This window comes from Pseudomonas sp. FW507-12TSA, from assembly GCF_058781435.1.
In genome coordinates, this window is record NZ_JBYSWT010000011.1 from 85,945 (window position 1) to 101,772 (window position 15,828).

Below are 15,828 nucleotides of genomic sequence, written 5' to 3' on the forward strand. Positions count from 1 at the left end.
TGGTGCCCAGGTTCATCGATTGGTTCAGGCTAATCGGCGGTTGGTCAGATCTGCAGGCTGATGCGGGCCAGCCAAACCTCCGGCTCCGTGCGCAGCCCCTGCGGGGTGCTGAGGTTGCGCTGGTAGTCGAGGTCGAGCTGGAGTTTTTTCCAGGCCAGGTTCAGGCCCACGCTGGCACCGGCCAGGTGCCGGCTCTGGGCGCCGTGGTCGGCCTTGATCCAGCCGTTGTCCAGGCCCAGGCGTGGGGTGAGCTTCACCGGCAGATCGTTGTCCAGGGGCAGGCGCAGGGTGTTGCGCCATACCGCGCCGATGGCGCCGGAAACACTGTTGAGGCGATAACCACGCACCGCCGAGTCGTCGGTGCCCAAGAGCTGCTCGATGGCTGGCAGCGGGTCCGGGCTGTACTGCGCCGCCAACTGGCTCTGCCATTGCCAGCGCTGGCCCCCCAGCTGGCCGTTGCGCCACTGGCTGAGGCCGGCGCGGTACTTGCGGAACTGCGCTTTGGGCAGGTTGCGTTGCACTTGCTGTGAGTCGTCGTCGGCACCGAACCAGGTCAGGCCCTGGGCGTAGCTGGCATCCAGGTTCCATACCGCGCTGTTGAGCCAGAACAGGTTGAGGCCGGCCTCGGCCACGGTCAGGGTCGGGCTCTGGATCTTCAGGTGGGCCTTCTGCAGATAGCTGTCCACATCCTTGTAGGCCAGTTGCAGGTTGGCGCTGAGCTGGTGGCTCTGGCCGCGCCACAGCACCCGGTCGGCGCGAGCGCTGACCATGTCGGTACGGCCACTGTTGTACAAGGTGGTGCGGGCCAGCTTGAGCGGCGCGCGGTATTCGGCATGGCTGGCGAACAGGCTGTAGGTCCAGTAGCCGTAGGGCACCGAGTAGAACAGGCTGGAACTGCGGCTGTAGCGCGGTCCGTGGTTGAGCGTGTCGCTGTAGTTCAGGTTCAGGGCATCGTTGAGCTGCAACGGGCTGTCGAGGTTGAAGTTGATCGACTGCCGGTCGCGGCCGGTGCTGGCACTGCCCAGGTTGTCCAGGCCCAGGCCCAGGCCCCAGCGTGCGGCACTGGTGCGCGAGCGCAGGATGATCCGCGAGGCGCCGGGCTGGCTGCCGGGGGCGATGTCGGCGGTCAAGTCCAGTGAACGCAGGCGGTTGAGCTGGTCCAGGCCTTGTTCCAGGTCGCGCAGGTTCAGGGGCTTGCCGAGCATTCCCGGGAACGCTCCGCGCAACGACACCGGCAGGCTCTGGTCGGCCAGCTCGATGGCCTCGACGTAGCCTTCCTCCACCAGGATGTCCAGGCTGTGCCCGGCGGCCGGGGCGGTGGTCAGGTACGGGCGGCTGGCGATGTAGCCGGCATCGACGTACAGCCGGGTGAGGGCGGCCAGCAACTGGTTGATCTGGTTGACCCCCATGCAGGGCGCCACGTACGGCTTGATGTAGTCGTTGAGGCGGGTCTTGCTGAACAGGCTGACGCCGCCGATACGGGTGCCGCTCAAGGGCCAGCAGCGGCTATCGCTGGCCGGCTGCTGAGGTACTTCCGGCGTCACCGGGCTGGCACTGAAGCTGCCGCGCTGCATCTGCCGCTGGCGCTGCTCCAGTTGCAGTTGCTGCAGGTCACGTTGTTGCTGTTGTTGCAGGCGCAGGGCTTCCTGGCCCGGCTCATCGGCCAGGGCCGGGCCCAGCTGCGCCATGCCGAACAGCAGTCCCAGGCACCACACGCCGGTGCGGGGGAGGAGGGAGCGGACAGTGTGTGATGAATGGGGCACTTGGCATCCTTACTGTAAAAAGACCAAGTGACGAACAACAGAGAAGCCGGTCAGCGGGCTCAACTAGTGACGTCGCTTTTAGTTCTGCCCTATGAACATGTTGCGCCGTCGATATCTATATCGGGGGCAAATGTCCAAGTGCTCGAGAGTGACAGTTCCTGAGTGAGTACCGGATGAATCAGTGCAGTTTCAGGTATGACAAAAGGGTTGAGTGAGTTGACCTGGAAACGTTACAGCGCAGAGCAGAATTATTTTTATTCGGGGGCGTTCAGCGGGGAAATTTCCTGTTGAAATCGAGACTATCCGAAACCAAAAAACCTATTTGTATCTAAATTGTAAGTGCATAGAAGGCTAACTAAATTTGCGTCATGTCCTTGATAGGCAAGGCTTGTAGCTGAGATGGCAAAATGCCAAAGGTCGGATGTTTGGTTGAGTTGATGAATAAATGTTTAATTCTGTGAGGGTGGCCGGATATCCACTCGCAGACTAATGAGTGCTTCTAGCTAGTTGGGGATTTGACCTGAGTAGTTGCTCTAGTTTTTGTCTGGGTTGGTTAAATTAGTTTCACTAAGGGTTTTCCCTAGATATCTAATTCTGCTGCTATTGCCCGGTTCATGGGCGTGCTTGGCAAGTATCCGACTGGTGCTGGTGGATAGTGGGCTAGGGGAATCCCCTAGTTGCTGTCGGGGTGGTCGCGAGGCTATCGCGGCCTGTCTCGAAGACCAGGCCGCGGCAGCGCAGGGGTCATTGCGGGCTGGAGCGTCCGGTCATTTCCCGGGCCATTTCGCTGGCATAGCTGTCGGTCATGCCGGCGATGAAGTCGATGACCCGCAGGAAAGCCTTGTGCAATGGCCAGCCTGGGTCCGGGGCGTTGTTGCCCAGCAGGTCGAGAATGCGCCGGTTCTTGAACGACGGGGTCTTGCCGCCATGTTGTTCCAGCGCGGCGCCGCAGAAGGAGTTGAGCAGGATCTCCAGGGTGGTGTAGGCGCCGATCTCGTGCAGGGTCTTGCGCTTGTCCTGGAAGATCTTCTTGCGGGCCATGTCCTTGGCGTTGAGCACGCAGCGCTTGGCGGGGCCATGCATGTGCTCCACCAGGTCGCCGTGCAGGGTGCCGGCCAGCAGGGCGTCCTGCTGCTCGACGAAGGCCCGTGCGGCGGCGTTGGTCAGGTGCTCGATGGCCTTGCCCCGCAAGATCGCCAGGCGCCGTCGGCGCGAGTCACCCGGGCCCAGCTGGCGGTAGGTTTCCGGCAGGTCGTCGCCTACCAGGCCCAGGAGCAGGGACTCCACCTCGGCATACTCCAGCAGGTCCATTTCCAGGCCGTCCTCGAGGTCGATCAGCGCGTAGCAGATGTCGTCCGCGGCCTCCATCAGGTACACCAGGGGGTGTCGGGCCCAGCGCTGCTCTTCCAGTTGCGGCAGGCCCAGCTTGTGGGCGATCTGCTCCAGCAATGGCAGTTCGCTCTGGTAGCAGCCGAACTTGTGCTTCTTGTAGCCCAGGGAGTCGGCATGGCGCGCGGTCCAGGGGTACTTCAGGTAGGTGCCGAGGGTGGCGTAGGTCAATCGGGTGCCACCGTCGAACTGGTGGTATTCCAGCTGTGTCAGGACCCGGAAACCCTGGGCATTGCCCTCGAAATTGAGGAAGTCCTGGCGTTCGGCCTCGCTCATCGCATCCAGCCAGCCACGTCCGGCCGCTTGCTGGAACCAATGGCGGATGGCGTCCTCGCCGGAGTGGCCGAAGGGTGGGTTGCCGATGTCGTGGGCCAGGCAGGCCGATTGCACCACCATGCCCAGGTCGCTGGGTTCGCACCATTCAGGCAGGGCGCCGCGCAGGGTCTCGCCCACCCGCATGCCCAGGGAACGGCCCACGCAGCTGACTTCCAGGGAATGGGTCAGGCGGGTGTGGATATGGTCGTTGCTGGATACCGGGTGTACCTGGGTCTTGCGGCCCAGGCGGCGGAAGGCGCCGGAGAAGATGATGCGGTCGTGGTCTTTGTGGAAAGGGCTACGGCCCAGTTCTTCCGGGCTGTGTACTGGCTTTCCGAGGCGTTCGCGGTTGAGCAGGGTCTGCCAATCCAAGGCGGGGTCTCTCCGAAGAAAACGTGAAGCGCCCAGCTTCCGGGTTCCCGGCCATGGCTGCAAGGGGCGCGACGGTAAATGTCCTCGGGGATTCATCGGCGATCTGGGGACGGCCGAAAGCGGCCCCTGGAGTCCGGGAGCCGCTGCGGATGGCCGGGCAAGGAGCAGGGAGTGCGCAGGCGCTTCAGGATTTACGCGAGGAGCCCTGCAGCACCAGCTTGATCAACGGCAGCAGGCTGGAGCCCAGGCGTACCAGGCGGGTCAGGCTGCTGGTACCGCCATTGCGAGCACCCTTGCCGGTAAGAAAGCCCAGCAGGGTCACCACCGCCATGCCCCACAGTGGCGCGTGCTTGATCCCAAGGCCTTGCTGCCAGTTCTGCCCCATGCTGCGCATGCGCTGCAGGGGTTGCAGCAGTTGCCGGGTTTCCTGGCGGATCTCCTGGCGGTGCATTTCCATGCGCAGGCGGATCAGGGCCTTGCGCATGTCCCGGCGCGAGGCGTTCTGCGGAATGTCAGGCAACTTCATGGCAGCAGGCGCTCCCGGTCATTGGCCAGCTCTTCGAGGGTGGCATGGAAGGGCGAGGACTCATCGAACACCGCCGATTTCAGGCGCAGGCCGCAGAACAGCGCGGCCAGGGCGTAGAACACGCACAGGCCGACGATGCCGGCCAGGCGATAGGTGTCCCAGAGCAGGATCAGCACCAGTGCCGACAGCCCCACCAGCAACAGCAGGGCGAATACCAGGGCCAGCCCGGCGAACAGCAGCAGGCTCACGGTGCGGGCCTTCTGCTCCTGCAGCTCTATGCCAAATAGCTCTACGTGGCTGTGCAACAAGCCCAGGACTGCAGCCCCCAGGCGCCGTGAGGAAGCGCTCGGGCCGCTGCCCGATGCGCTGGATTCGTCGAGCGCCATATCAGCGCCGCGTCGCCAGGAGGCCAATGAGGAAGCCCACCCCAGCGGCGATTCCCACCGATTGCCAAGGGTTGGCCTGGACGTAGTCTTGCGCGGCGGTGACGGCCGCCTGGCCCCGCTGGCGCAGGGATTCCTCGGTCAGTTGCAGGGTTTCCCGGGCCTTGAGCAGGCTCTCGTGGATCTGCTCGCGCAACTCATCGGCCTGGTCGCCGGCCAGGGTCGCGGTGTGCTCCAGCAGACGCTCGGTGTCGCTGACCAGTGCCTGAAAATCCGCCATCAATACTTCTTGAGCTGTCTTTGCCGTTTTGCTGGCCATGCTGCTGCCTCCTTGGGTGGCTTGTGTGAGCTATGAGTGTGAGCCCCGGATGAAGGTTCACTGAAATTGCCTGGTACAGCTTTTGCTTTGTCCTGGTGCGCAGGCCCCGGGGCCTGCGCCGAAAATGCGCGGGGCTGGCGTGCAAGCCGCGTCAGCCCTGGACGAATCAACCACAACTCCCGGTCATTGTCTTGCCTGCGGTTTCGCGTGCGGCGTTCGGCGCGCCAAAACGGTTCATCGGAGGCGCTTGCCGGCGCCCCCGGGAGCCAATTTGGTGCAGGGCGCGTCGACCGCAGGGCAAGCCGACCGCCATTAGCGGATCTGCCCACTCCATGGAAAACCTGCAAAGCGCTGTGGACACCCTGGTCCACGGTTCCAACACGCTGTTCATCCTGATCGGGGCGGTCATGGTCCTGGCCATGCACGCCGGTTTCGCCTTCCTCGAAGTGGGGACGGTCAGGCAGAAGAATCAGGTCAACGCCTTGTCGAAGATCCTCAGCGACTTCGCTGTCTCGACCCTGGCCTATTTCTTTATAGGCTACTGGATCTCCTACGGCGTGAGCTTCCTGCAACCGGCGGCGGCACTCAGTGCCGACCATGGCTACGGCCTGGTGAAGTTCTTCTTCCTCTTGACCTTCGCCGCGGCGATCCCGGCGATTATCTCCGGCGGCATCGCCGAGCGTGCGCGTTTTGTCCCGCAGTTGTGCGCCACGGTGTTGATCGTGGCGTTCGTCTACCCGTTCTTCGAAGGGGTGGTGTGGAACGGCAACCATGGCCTGCAAGCCTGGCTGCAACAACGCTTTGGCGCCGGTTTCCACGATTTTGCCGGTTCGGTGGTGGTGCATGCCATGGGGGGCTGGCTGGCCCTGGCGGCGGTTTTGTTACTGGGGCCGCGCAATGGGCGCTATCGCGACGGCAAGCTGGTGGCCTTCGCGCCATCGAGCATTCCCTTCCTGGCGCTGGGCTCGTGGATCCTCATCGTCGGCTGGTTCGGCTTCAACGTGATGAGCGCCCAGACCCTGCAGGGCCTGAGCGGGCTGGTGGCGGTGAACTCGCTGATGGCCATGGTCGGCGGCACAGTGGCGGCGTTGATCGTCGGGCGCAACGACCCGGGCTTCCTGCACAACGGGCCGCTGGCGGGGCTGGTGGCGGTCTGTGCCGGTTCGGACCTGATGCATCCGGTGGGGGCGTTGTGCACCGGGGTCATTGCCGGGGCGCTGTTCGTCTGGTGTTTCATCGCCGCCCAAGGCAAATGGAAGATCGACGATGTGCTGGGAGTGTGGCCGCTGCATGGCTTGTGTGGGGTCTGGGGCGGAATCGCCTGCGGGATCTTCGGCCAGGCGGCGCTGGGCGGGTTGGGCGGCGTGAGCCTGGCCAGCCAGTTGCTCGGCACCGGGCTCGGGGTGCTGGTGGCGCTGCTGGGAGGCTTCGCCGTGTATGGCGCGATCAAGGCCACCTGCGGCCTGCGCCTGAGCCAGGAACAGGAGTACTACGGTGCCGACCTGTCGTTGCACAAGATCGGTGCGGTCAACCAGGAGTGAGCGAGTCGCCATCGCCCCCGGTTGACCATGGGCCAACCGGGGGCACGGGGCACCAAGCTCAACCGCCCAGCAGGCGCGCCTCGCAAGCTTCGATGGCGTTCTGCGGACCGGACAGCAGCACCCGGTCGCCCGCTTGCAGGCGCAGGCCCGGACCTAGCGGCAGGTCGTGGCCCTGGCGTTGCACGGCGCGGATGTCCACTCCCAGGCGATCCAGGGCCAGGGCTTGCAGCGGCTGGTCGCAGGCATGGGCATCGGCATCCAGGTTCACCGCGTGCATCTGTACGGCAGGCGGTTCGTAGTTGTCCTGGGTATCGCTTTGTCCGCCATGGTAGAAGCCGTGGAGCAGCCGGTAGCGGCTTTGGCGCACTTCATCCACTGTGCGCTGCACCCGCTGCTCGGGCAGGCCCAGCATGATCAGCGCATGGGAGGCGAGCATCAGGCTCGACTCCAGCAGCTCGGGCACCACTTCGTTGGCACCGGCGGCCTTGAGTTCCGCCAACTGGCTGTCGTCCCGGGTGCGCACCAGGATCGGCACGTTGCCGTCCAGGCGCCGGGCGGCCTTGAGCACGGTCAGGGCGATATCGGTCTTGTCCACGGCGATCACCAGCAGCCGCGCGCGCTCCAAGCCGACCGCCGCCAGCAGGTCGCCGCGCCGACAGTCACCGTAATGCACGCAGCTTTCCGCCGCCGAGGCCTCCTGGACCCGCACGGGATCGTCGTCCAGGGCGATGTAGCGCAGTTGTTCGTGGCGCAGGAAACGGCCGATGGACTGGCCGACCCGACCATAACCGCAGATCAGCACGTGGCCCTGCAACTGCGCGTTTTGGGCGCTGATTTCCTCCAGCTGCGCAGCCTGGTTGGGCTTGCGGTGCAAGCGCGCGGTGAGCACCGGGGCCGCGCGCAGCAGCAATGGCGTCAGCAGCATCGAACAGAAGGTGGCGGCCAATAGCAGGCTGCTGAGCGTGGACGGGATCATCTGGCTCAACTGCATCTGGGCCATCAGGGCGAAGCAGAATTCGCCGCCCTGGGCCAGGGCCAGGCCGCTGCGCCAGGCGGTTTCGCCGTCGCTGCCGCGCAACTTGAGCAGGGCCGCGACCACCGTGCCCTTGACCAGCAGCAGGGCCAGGGTCAGGCCGATGATCAGCAGGCTGTGGTCGATGAACAGCTGCAGGTCGATGAGCATGCCGATGCTGACGAAGAACAACCCCAGCAGGATGTCGCGAAACGGCCGGATATCGGCTTCGATCTGGTGCCGGTAGTGGCTTTCCCCCAGCAGCATGCCGGCCAGGAAGGCTCCCAGGGCCGGCGACAGTCCCAAAAGGTGGGTGAGCCAGGCGGTCAGCAGGACGATCACCAGGGCCAGCAGCACGAAAAGTTCGGCGGAGTGGGAGGCGGCGACCTCGTGGAACAGGCGTGGCAGCAGCCAGCGACTGGCCAGCAGCAGGCCCACGAACAGCACCACGGTCTTGCCCAGGGTCGCGGGCAGGGCCCAGTACCAGGCCTGGTCGGTGCTGCCGGCGAACACCGGGACCAGGGTCAGCAACAGCACGGCCACCACGTCCTGGAACAGCAGCACGCCGATGGCATTCTGGCCGTGGCTGCTGAATATCTCGCCCAGGCTGGTCAGCTCCTTGCTGACGATGGCGGTGGACGACAGGGCCAGCCCGGTGCCGAGCATCAGCGCCGAGCTCAAGGACATGCCGAACAGCGCCAGCAGTCCACCCAGCACCAGGCCGGTGCACAACACTTGCAGGCTGCCGAGGCCGAAGACCACGCGACGCAGGGCGAGCATCTTCGACAGGGAAAATTCCAGCCCCAGGGAGAACAGCAGGAACACCACCCCCAGCTCGGCCAGGTCCGGCAGGTCCTCGCTGTCGTTGACCCAGTCCAGGGCGGTGGGGCCGACCATCAGTCCGACCGACAGGTAACCCAGCACCGGCGGCAGGCTCAGGCGCCGGAACAGCGCGATGACCACCAGCGAGGAGGCGAGAATGATCAGCAGGTTGGCGAACAACGGTTATCTCCGGACAAGGGGCGGCCAGGCAAAGCCTAGAGGCAAAAAGGTCGGAAGGATCCCCCGGCCGGCAGGAAATCGTGCTGACCCAGGTCATTCTTTCGCCAGAGTGTCCCATCTTCACGAGCCTTCGCTATGCTCAGAAACGGTCGATGCGAGTGGCGCCCGGCGGCAAGTGGCCGGGGGGCGACGCAGGGCGATGTTCAGGCAGCCTGTGCCACAGGGGCCGTGCCAGGGGGGAGCCGGAGAGGTTTATGGAGCGTCTGTATTCACTGCAAGGGTTGCGTGGGGCCGCGGTGCTGGGAGTAGTGCTGTTCCACATGATGTCGGTGGAGATCAAGTATTCCGGGGGCGACATCCTGTTGCCGGTGTACGTGGACTTCTTCCAGCTGGGGGTCGACCTGTTCTTCGTCATCAGCGGTTTCGTGATGGTGATCGTCAGCCGCGGGCGCTTCCAGAAAAGCGTCGAGACCCAGCGCTTCCTGTTCAACCGCTTGTCGCGGATCTATCCCACCTACTGGCTGTATTTCTTCATCACCCTGGGGGTGTACCTGTGGCAGCCGGCGCTGGTGAACAGCTCCCACGGCGGCTCGAACCTGTGGATGTCGTTCCTGCTGCTGCCCAACGACCGAGTGCTGCTGGTGATGGTGGCCTGGTCGCTGCTGTTCGAGTTGTGGTTCTACCTGGTGTTCACCCTGCTGCTGTTCTTCAAGGAGCGCTGGTTGCCGTGGATCCTGCTGCTGTGGGCGGTGGCGCTGGTGGCCTTCAACCTGTTGCAGGACTGGCAGGACTATTCCCCGGCCCTGAAGATCATGCTGCATCCCTATGCCCTGGAATTCATCGTCGGCAGTGCCCTGGCCCTGTTCTTCTATGGGCCGTACAGCGCCCGGGTGCCCACCTGGCTGGCTTGGGGCGCGCTGGTGGCGGTGCTGCTGGTAGGGTTCCCGTTGATCTACAGCTACCGGCTCTTCACCACCGAAGGCTTGCCGAGGATGCTGGCGGTGGGCCTGGCGTTCGGCGCCCTGGTGCTGTCCCTGGCGCTGTTGGAGCGGCGGCAGTTGATCCGGATGCCGGCCTTTCTTACGGCCACCGGCGATATGTCCTACACCATCTACTTGTCGCACCTGTTGGTGCTGGGGGTGATCGGCAGGGCCTGGCAGGTGATCGGAGCCTGGCCCCGCAGCCCTGTGGATAACCTGCTGTTCCTGCTGCTGATGATGACGGCGGTGGTCTGTTATGGCTGGGTGGGCTATCAGTTCTACGAGAAGCCGATCCTCGACCGGGCCACGGCCTACTGCAAGCGTCGCTTCAGTTCGGCCGGCAAGCGCAAACACTACGATCCGGTGTAATCCGGGAATCCTCCTGCCTGCTCGGGTAGCCATTCGATGCCGAAAGTTCTCAACGGAAATCTCGACGCCCTCAAGGTCCTGCTCGCGGTAATGGTGGTGATGCTGCACTGCAAGCTGCTGGGGGGCAATTACACCTGGGTCGGCTACCTGTTGTGCAACGGCCTGTTCCGGGTGGCGGTGCCGACCTTCTTCATCATCAATGGCTACTACCTGTACCAGACCCTGGAAGGGGGGCATTCCTTCGCCCAGTGGTTCAAGCGTGGGTTGCTGATCTACCTGTTCTGGATGCTGGTCTACAGCCCGCAGTACGTCGATCCGGCGACCATCGCCAGCCTCGGCGGGATACTGGGGGTGGTGAAGAAGCTGCTGATCGGCTACTTCCACCTCTGGTACCTGCTGGGAATGCTGGGCGGCGGGCTGATCCTTTTGGTGTTGCGCCGCTGGCGTTCGCCGGCACTGATCGGCCTGGCCCTGGCGGCGTTCCTGGCTGGCTTGTGCCTGCAATACGCGCGGGTCTATTTCGAGCTGCCCAACGCCTTTCTCCAGCACTTCAACCAGAACGACTACACGGCGCGCAATTTCCTGTTCATGGGTTTCCCGTTCATGGCCATCGGTTTCCTCTGTGCCCGCCATGAACTGGCGCAGCGTATCGGCCGGCCGCTGCTGTGGGGCTGGCTGGGGCTGGGCTTGGTGCTGATCCTGGGCGAGGCCGCAGTGAATTTCGCGCTGCGGGCGGACGTCGAGCAGAACTTCGATTTCCTCGCATCGCTGCTGGTGATCACCCCGGCGCTGTTCCTGCTGCCCCAGGCTTACTTCCGGGCCAGCCACAGCAACTTCCCGGCCAAGCTGTCCTCGGCGGTGTATTACGTGCACCCCTGGTTCGTCTATGGCGCGCTTGCGGCGGGCATGGCCTATGGCAACCAGATGACGCTGCTGGTGTTGGTGCTGGCCTTTGCCGTGGCACCGCTGCTGATCCTGGCCAGCCGCCGGGTGCGCTTCATTCTCTAGGGCGGCTCGACGCTGTTTTCATCCAGGCCCTACAATGAGCGCCCGTTCCTCATTTCAATGGTCGATCCCCATGCCTCCTGAATGCCAATTGTTCGGCACCCTTGGCTGCCATTTGTGCGAACTGGCCGAGGCCGAGCTGATGCCGCTGGTGGAGCACGGCCTGATGGTCGAGTTGGTGGACATCGCCGACAGCCAGGAGCTGTTCGAAGCCTACGGCCTGCGTATCCCGGTGCTGCGCCGGGCAGACAATGGCGCCGAGCTGGGCTGGCCGTTCGACGTCGAACAGGTGGTGGCCTTCCTGCGCTGAAAACTGGCGTCGCGCAGCTTCCGCCTGTCGCCCTTGCCTGGAATTCGTTGGCGAGATCCATCGATTCGGTTACTGTATGCATATACAGTCAACGAGGAATCTCGCCATGTCTCTCACTTTCCTGACCGGTATCGAACGTTCGCAACCGTTGCCAACCCGTCTCATGGAGTTGGGCGACAGCGAGCCTGCCCCTGGCCCCATCGGCAGCGGTTTCTCCCTGGACCGGACCCTGGGCCTGGGGGCCCCTCAGATCCACGGCCTGCTGGTGGACGATGACAACCTCCTGGGGTTTGGCATGTATCCCGGGGATCGCCTGGTCGTCGATCGTTCCGCCACCCCGGTGGTGGACCAATACCTGGTGGTGCGTCCCCACGGCTGCAGCGAGTATTCGCTGCGCCTGCTGGCACCCGATCCCCGTGGCGGCCTGCTGCTCAAGGCAGCGCGTCCGTCGATCCCTTCCATTGCCCTGGACGACCTGGGCTCGATCGAGATCTGGGGCGTGGTGCTTTGGGTCGTCAGCTACGTTGGGCACAAGCAGCCCTGATGGATGTGGCGCAGGCTTCGAACCTTCAAAGGAATAAATGATGGTCAATGTCGAACAACTGAAAAACAGCGTGAACAACATGTCTCCAGACGTGCTGCGCGAGGCGGTGCATGAGCTGCGCCTGGATGGTCTGGTCACCGAGGGCAAGACGCCTTTCAACAAGCTGCATTTCAACACCTGTTTCGCCGAAATAGAGGCCCTGTTCCAGCGTGCGGGCTATCACCGCCAGTTGGACGTCGTCGGGTACCAGGGGCTGTTGTATGCCCTTTACGATCCGGCTCGCTGGGAAGCGGTAGACGTCTTGCGCTGGCTCAAGGAGTTCACCGAGGCGGCGGCCCAGGCCAGGCAGTCCTGTGCCTGAAGGCGGGCAAACTCTTCCTAGGCTGCCGGGGATCGCTGTTGGATAATGCCGGCTTGGATCGATCCCTCGAGTTTTTGTATGTCTTGCGTGAGTTTTTCTGCGGCACAGCATCAGGCCAGCACTTTGTACCTGCCTCCAGGCCCCTGGGCGACCGTGCTGGATTGCCTGTGCGATCACTTCAAGGCCATCAGTCGCGAGCAATGGCTGGACCGGTTTGCCCGGGGGCGGGTGCTGGACGGACAAGGCCAGCCCATCGCTGTGGAGCTGGCCTATCGTGAAGGTTTGCTGATTCACTATTTTCGCGAGGTACCGAACGAAAAGGTGATTCCGGTGCAGGAGACGGTGCTGTATGCCGACGAGCACCTGGTGGTGGCGGACAAGCCGCATTTCCTGCCGGTGACCCCGGCGGGCGAGTATGTCGAGCAGACCTTGCTGCGGCGGTTGATCCGTCGCTTTGACAATCCGCACCTGGTGCCCCTGCATCGTATTGACCGGCACACCGCTGGGCTGGTGCTGTTTTCCGCCAACCCGGGTAGTCGCTCGGCCTATCAGGCGCTGTTTCCCACCCGGCAGATCGAGAAGCGCTATGAAGCCATTGCCGGGGCCTTGCCCGAGCTGGTCTTCCCGCTTTTGCACAAGAGCCGGCTGGTGGACGGCGAACCCTTCTTCCGCATGCAGGAGGTCCCAGGTGTGAGCAACACCGAGACCCTGGTGGAAGTCCGGGAAAAGCATGGTGACCTTTGGCGTTACGGGCTGTCTCCGGTGACGGGCAAGAAGCACCAGTTGCGCGTGCACATGAGCGCGCTGGGCGCGGCGATCTGCAATGATCCGTTCTATCCCCAGGTGCTCAAGGACGCTGAGGATGACCCTGCCAAGCCGTTGAAGCTGCTGGCCCAGGGCTTGCGCTTCATCGATCCGCTGACTGGCCAGGAGCGTGAGTTCGAGAGTGGTATCCGCCTCGACTGGTAAATCTCGAGACGTAGAAACGCTAAAACCCGCACCAGGCGGGTTTTAGCGTTTTCAGGTCGGCAGTCGCCAGGCTTACAGCTCCTTGACGGTACGTACCTGATCCTTGTTGATGCGAGTGCGCTTGCCGTCCAGTTGTTCGAACTCGTAGAAGCCGGAATCACTGTCGAACTTAGGGGTATCCACGGCCTGGATTTCGCGACCATCATTCAGGGTGATCACTGTCGGCGATGCGCAACCGGCGAGAGTGGCCAGGCCCAATGCGAGCATGAAAGTGGCGAGGGTCCGTTGAGTCATTGTATGTCTCCGAAATGAGTACTTATGAGTGCTGGTCTTCAGACGTATACAACGTCTGCAAGTTCCTTGGCCAGGGACATTCTGCCACGTTGGCGGGACGATCGCAGGCGTTCGCTGATGTGCGCCGCTCATTGTGCCTGATTGTTCCCGAATGAACCGACCCTCGAGGCATTGCCGGATGCACGGCGGCGGAGCGGAGGCCTGTGATATAACACCGGCCTGTTTCCCCATCACTGGATCGAGCCTATGAAAGCCAAGGCTGATGTACCTTTTGCCCCGCTGAATATAGCGGTCTTGACCGTCAGCGATACCCGCACCCTGGACACCGATACCTCCGGCCAGCTTTTCGTCGAGCGCCTGGGTACTGCCGGTCACCACCTGGCGGCGCGGGTCCTGCTCAAGGACGACCTGTACAAGATCCGCGCCCAGGTCGCCACCTGGATCGCCGATGACCAGGTACAGGTAGTGCTGATCACCGGCGGTACCGGTTTCACGGGGCGCGATAGCACTCCAGAAGCGGTGGCGTGCCTGCTGGACAAGCAGGTCGATGGTTTTGGCGAGCTGTTCCGGCAGATCTCCGTGGCGGACATCGGCACCTCCACCGTGCAGTCGCGAGCGCTGGCCGGCCTGGCCAATGGCACGCTGGTCTGCTGCCTGCCTGGTTCCACCAACGCAGTGCGCACCGGTTGGGATGGCATCCTTGCCGAACAGCTGGACTCGCGGCACCGTCCCTGCAATTTCGTTCCTCACCTGAAACAGGCGGCATCCTGTGAATCCCGTGGCTAAGCCGGGCAAGCTCGGTGCCCTGATGCCTGTGGAGGAGGCGCTGGAGCGCCTGCTGGCGATGGCCGAGGCGACGCCGATCCGCGAGCGCGAGCGTTTGCCCCTGGCGGCGACCCAGGGGCGGGTGCTGGCCGAGCCCCTGGTATCCAGCCTGGACCTGCCGCCCTGGCCCAACAGCGCCATGGATGGTTATGCCCTGCGCCTGGAGGATTGGAAGGGCGAGCCCCTGCCGGTCAGCCAGAAGATCTTCGCCGGCCAGGTCCCGGAGCCGCTGCAACCGGGAACATGCGCGCGGATCTTCACCGGGGCCCCAGTGCCGGCCGGCGCGGATTGTGTCCAGATGCAGGAAAACACCGAGGTCCAGGACGATCAACGGGTGCGTTTCACCGAGCCGCTGAAAGTCGGGCAGAACATCCGTCCACAGGGCCAGGAAACCACCATTGGTGAGCAGATCCTCGCTGCGGGTACTCGCCTGGGGCCTATCGAACAAGGGCTGGCCGCTTCCTTGGGATGTGCCGAGCTGGACGTGATTCGCCGTGTGCGGGTGGCGGTGCTGTCCACCGGCGACGAACTGCTGGAGCCGGGCCAACCCCTGGGGCCCGGGCAGATCTACAACAGTAACCGGGTCCTGTTGTGCAGCTGGCTGCAGCGCCTGGGCTGCGAAGTGCTGGACGCCGGGATCCTGCCTGACGACCTGGCTGCGACCCGCGAACGCTTGGCAGAGCTCAAGGACGTCGATCTGATCTTGTCCACCGGCGGTGTCTCGGTAGGGGAGGCGGACTTCCTCGGCCTGGCCCTGCGCGAGGCGGGCGAGCTGGCGTTGTGGAAGCTAGCGATCAAGCCGGGCAAGCCCCTGACCTTCGGGCATTTTCGGGGTGTGCCGGTGATTGGCTTGCCTGGCAACCCGGCATCGACCCTGGTGACCTTCGCCCTGTTGGCTCGTCCCTACCTGCTGCGGCGCCAGGGTGTGCAAAGTATCCAACCGCTGCGTTTCCAGGTGGCGGCCGGCTTTGCCTGGCCTCAGCCGGGCAATCGGCGTGAGTACTTGCGGGGGCGGCTCGAGGATGGCCGAGCGATCATCTATCGCAACCAGAGTTCAGGGGTCCTGCGTAGCGCGGCGTGGGCCGAAGGTCTTGTGGAGGTGCTCGAAGGGCGGACGTTGGTCGAAGGTGACCAGGTCGCTTTCATTCCCCTGAGCGAGCTGCTGGATTGAACCTGCGGAGCCGGCCCGGTGTTGGGCCGGCTCCGATGCGTTCAACGCAGCAGTAACAGCAGCAACAGGCCGAAACGGCTGTGAAGACCCCAGGTCACCAGACCCGCCAGCAGGGCTGCGGCCAGTGCCAGTCGACCCAGGCGCTTGAGCAATGACGATAGGCGGGACTGAGGCGGGCGCGGTTCGCGGAACTCCTGGCTTGAGGGGCTGGATAGCCAGGCGTTGTCTTTGATGCGATTGAGCGTCGAATGCGCTCGTGGATACAACCCCTTGTCATTCATGACCTTGTACTTCCCTGTTTGAGGCGTCAGTGCCTGACGACCACAGTCACTGATCGGTGCTGGAGGGTCAATTCGGGGGATTCTCTTTCTAAAGTCA

At 63.7% G+C, this 15,828-nt stretch carries 17 protein-coding genes; 9 read left to right on the plus strand and 8 right to left on the minus strand.

Translation table 11 applies throughout. From position 1 onward, the window contains the following. Nucleotides 1-44 precede the first annotated feature (44 nt). The 5 genes from AC3WK8_RS12770 to AC3WK8_RS12790 form a co-directional block, all read right to left on the minus strand. Entirely contained in the window at nt 45-1,688 is a 1,644-nt protein-coding gene (locus AC3WK8_RS12770) for a ShlB/FhaC/HecB family hemolysin secretion/activation protein (RefSeq protein WP_172681652.1), read from the minus strand. A gap of 819 nt (nt 1,689-2,507) precedes the next feature. Then, nucleotides 2,508-3,839: a deoxyguanosinetriphosphate triphosphohydrolase gene (locus tag AC3WK8_RS12775; protein WP_022640029.1), complete on the minus strand. Its 1,332-nt coding sequence runs from the start codon at nt 3,837-3,839 to the stop codon at nt 2,508-2,510. Between the two features lie 184 nt (nt 3,840-4,023). Next, nucleotides 4,024-4,365, minus strand: a complete 342-nt coding sequence (locus tag AC3WK8_RS12780) for a hypothetical protein (RefSeq protein ID WP_103324933.1) — start codon at nt 4,363-4,365, stop codon at nt 4,024-4,026. Next, nucleotides 4,362-4,751, minus strand: coding sequence for a phage holin family protein (locus AC3WK8_RS12785; RefSeq protein WP_022640027.1), 390 nt, complete (start codon nt 4,749-4,751; stop codon nt 4,362-4,364). Before AC3WK8_RS12785 ends, AC3WK8_RS12780 begins: the two co-directional genes overlap by 4 nt. 1 nt (nt 4,752) lies before the next feature. Then, nucleotides 4,753-5,067 carry an ElaB/YgaM/YqjD family protein gene (locus tag AC3WK8_RS12790; protein WP_085596724.1) on the minus strand — a complete coding sequence of 105 codons (315 nt, stop codon included), beginning with the start codon at nt 5,065-5,067 and terminating at the stop codon, nt 4,753-4,755. Nucleotides 5,068-5,399: 332 nt separating this feature from the next. On the opposite strand from AC3WK8_RS12790, the gene AC3WK8_RS12795 reads away from it, so the two are divergent. Beyond that, on the plus strand, nt 5,400-6,608 hold the full coding sequence (locus AC3WK8_RS12795) for an ammonium transporter (RefSeq protein WP_053133101.1): 1,209 nt from the start codon (nt 5,400-5,402) through the stop codon (nt 6,606-6,608). Nucleotides 6,609-6,666: 58 nt separating this feature from the next. Here the strand turns inward: AC3WK8_RS12795 and AC3WK8_RS12800 are convergent, their stop codons facing one another. Next, a complete protein-coding gene (locus AC3WK8_RS12800) occupies nt 6,667-8,622 on the minus strand; it encodes a monovalent cation:proton antiporter family protein (RefSeq protein ID WP_103324934.1) in 1,956 nt (651 codons plus the stop codon). Nucleotides 8,623-8,876: 254 nt separating this feature from the next. On the opposite strand from AC3WK8_RS12800, the gene AC3WK8_RS12805 reads away from it, so the two are divergent. The 6 genes from AC3WK8_RS12805 (at nt 8,877) to AC3WK8_RS12830 (ending at nt 13,160) form a co-directional block, all read left to right on the plus strand. Further along, nucleotides 8,877-9,971, plus strand: coding sequence for an acyltransferase family protein (locus AC3WK8_RS12805; RefSeq protein WP_103324935.1), 1,095 nt, complete (start codon nt 8,877-8,879; stop codon nt 9,969-9,971). Nucleotides 9,972-10,007: 36 nt separating this feature from the next. Then, nucleotides 10,008-10,979, plus strand: coding sequence for an acyltransferase family protein (locus AC3WK8_RS12810; RefSeq protein ID WP_085596721.1), 972 nt, complete (start codon nt 10,008-10,010; stop codon nt 10,977-10,979). A 70-nt stretch (nt 10,980-11,049) separates the two neighbouring features. Beyond that, nucleotides 11,050-11,286, plus strand: a complete 237-nt coding sequence (locus AC3WK8_RS12815; protein WP_103324936.1) for a glutaredoxin family protein — start codon at nt 11,050-11,052, stop codon at nt 11,284-11,286. A gap of 106 nt (nt 11,287-11,392) precedes the next feature. Continuing rightward, nucleotides 11,393-11,830: a S24 family peptidase gene (locus AC3WK8_RS12820; protein WP_085596720.1), complete on the plus strand. Its 438-nt coding sequence runs from the start codon at nt 11,393-11,395 to the stop codon at nt 11,828-11,830. A gap of 40 nt (nt 11,831-11,870) precedes the next feature. After that, nucleotides 11,871-12,191: a hypothetical protein gene (locus AC3WK8_RS12825; RefSeq protein ID WP_022640018.1), complete on the plus strand. Its 321-nt coding sequence runs from the start codon at nt 11,871-11,873 to the stop codon at nt 12,189-12,191. Nucleotides 12,192-12,269: 78 nt separating this feature from the next. Then, nucleotides 12,270-13,160, plus strand: a complete 891-nt coding sequence (locus tag AC3WK8_RS12830) for a pseudouridine synthase (protein ID WP_103324937.1) — start codon at nt 12,270-12,272, stop codon at nt 13,158-13,160. Between the two features lie 72 nt (nt 13,161-13,232). Here the strand turns inward: AC3WK8_RS12830 and AC3WK8_RS12835 are convergent, their stop codons facing one another. After that, the gene (locus AC3WK8_RS12835) at nt 13,233-13,454 is read right to left on the minus strand and encodes a YgdI/YgdR family lipoprotein (RefSeq protein ID WP_022640016.1); all 222 of its coding nucleotides are present in this window, start codon (nt 13,452-13,454) and stop codon (nt 13,233-13,235) included. A 246-nt stretch (nt 13,455-13,700) separates the two neighbouring features. On the opposite strand from AC3WK8_RS12835, the gene moaB reads away from it, so the two are divergent. Both moaB and AC3WK8_RS12845 read left to right on the plus strand, forming a co-directional pair. Further along, nucleotides 13,701-14,240: a molybdenum cofactor biosynthesis protein B gene (gene moaB / locus AC3WK8_RS12840; RefSeq protein ID WP_085596719.1), complete on the plus strand. Its 540-nt coding sequence runs from the start codon at nt 13,701-13,703 to the stop codon at nt 14,238-14,240. A 22-nt stretch (nt 14,241-14,262) separates the two neighbouring features. After that, nucleotides 14,263-15,450, plus strand: a complete 1,188-nt coding sequence (locus AC3WK8_RS12845) for a molybdopterin molybdotransferase MoeA (protein WP_178088014.1) — start codon at nt 14,263-14,265, stop codon at nt 15,448-15,450. Between the two features lie 41 nt (nt 15,451-15,491). Here the strand turns inward: AC3WK8_RS12845 and AC3WK8_RS12850 are convergent, their stop codons facing one another. Continuing rightward, nucleotides 15,492-15,731: a hypothetical protein gene (locus tag AC3WK8_RS12850; protein WP_085596717.1), complete on the minus strand. Its 240-nt coding sequence runs from the start codon at nt 15,729-15,731 to the stop codon at nt 15,492-15,494. Nucleotides 15,732-15,828 lie beyond the last annotated feature (97 nt).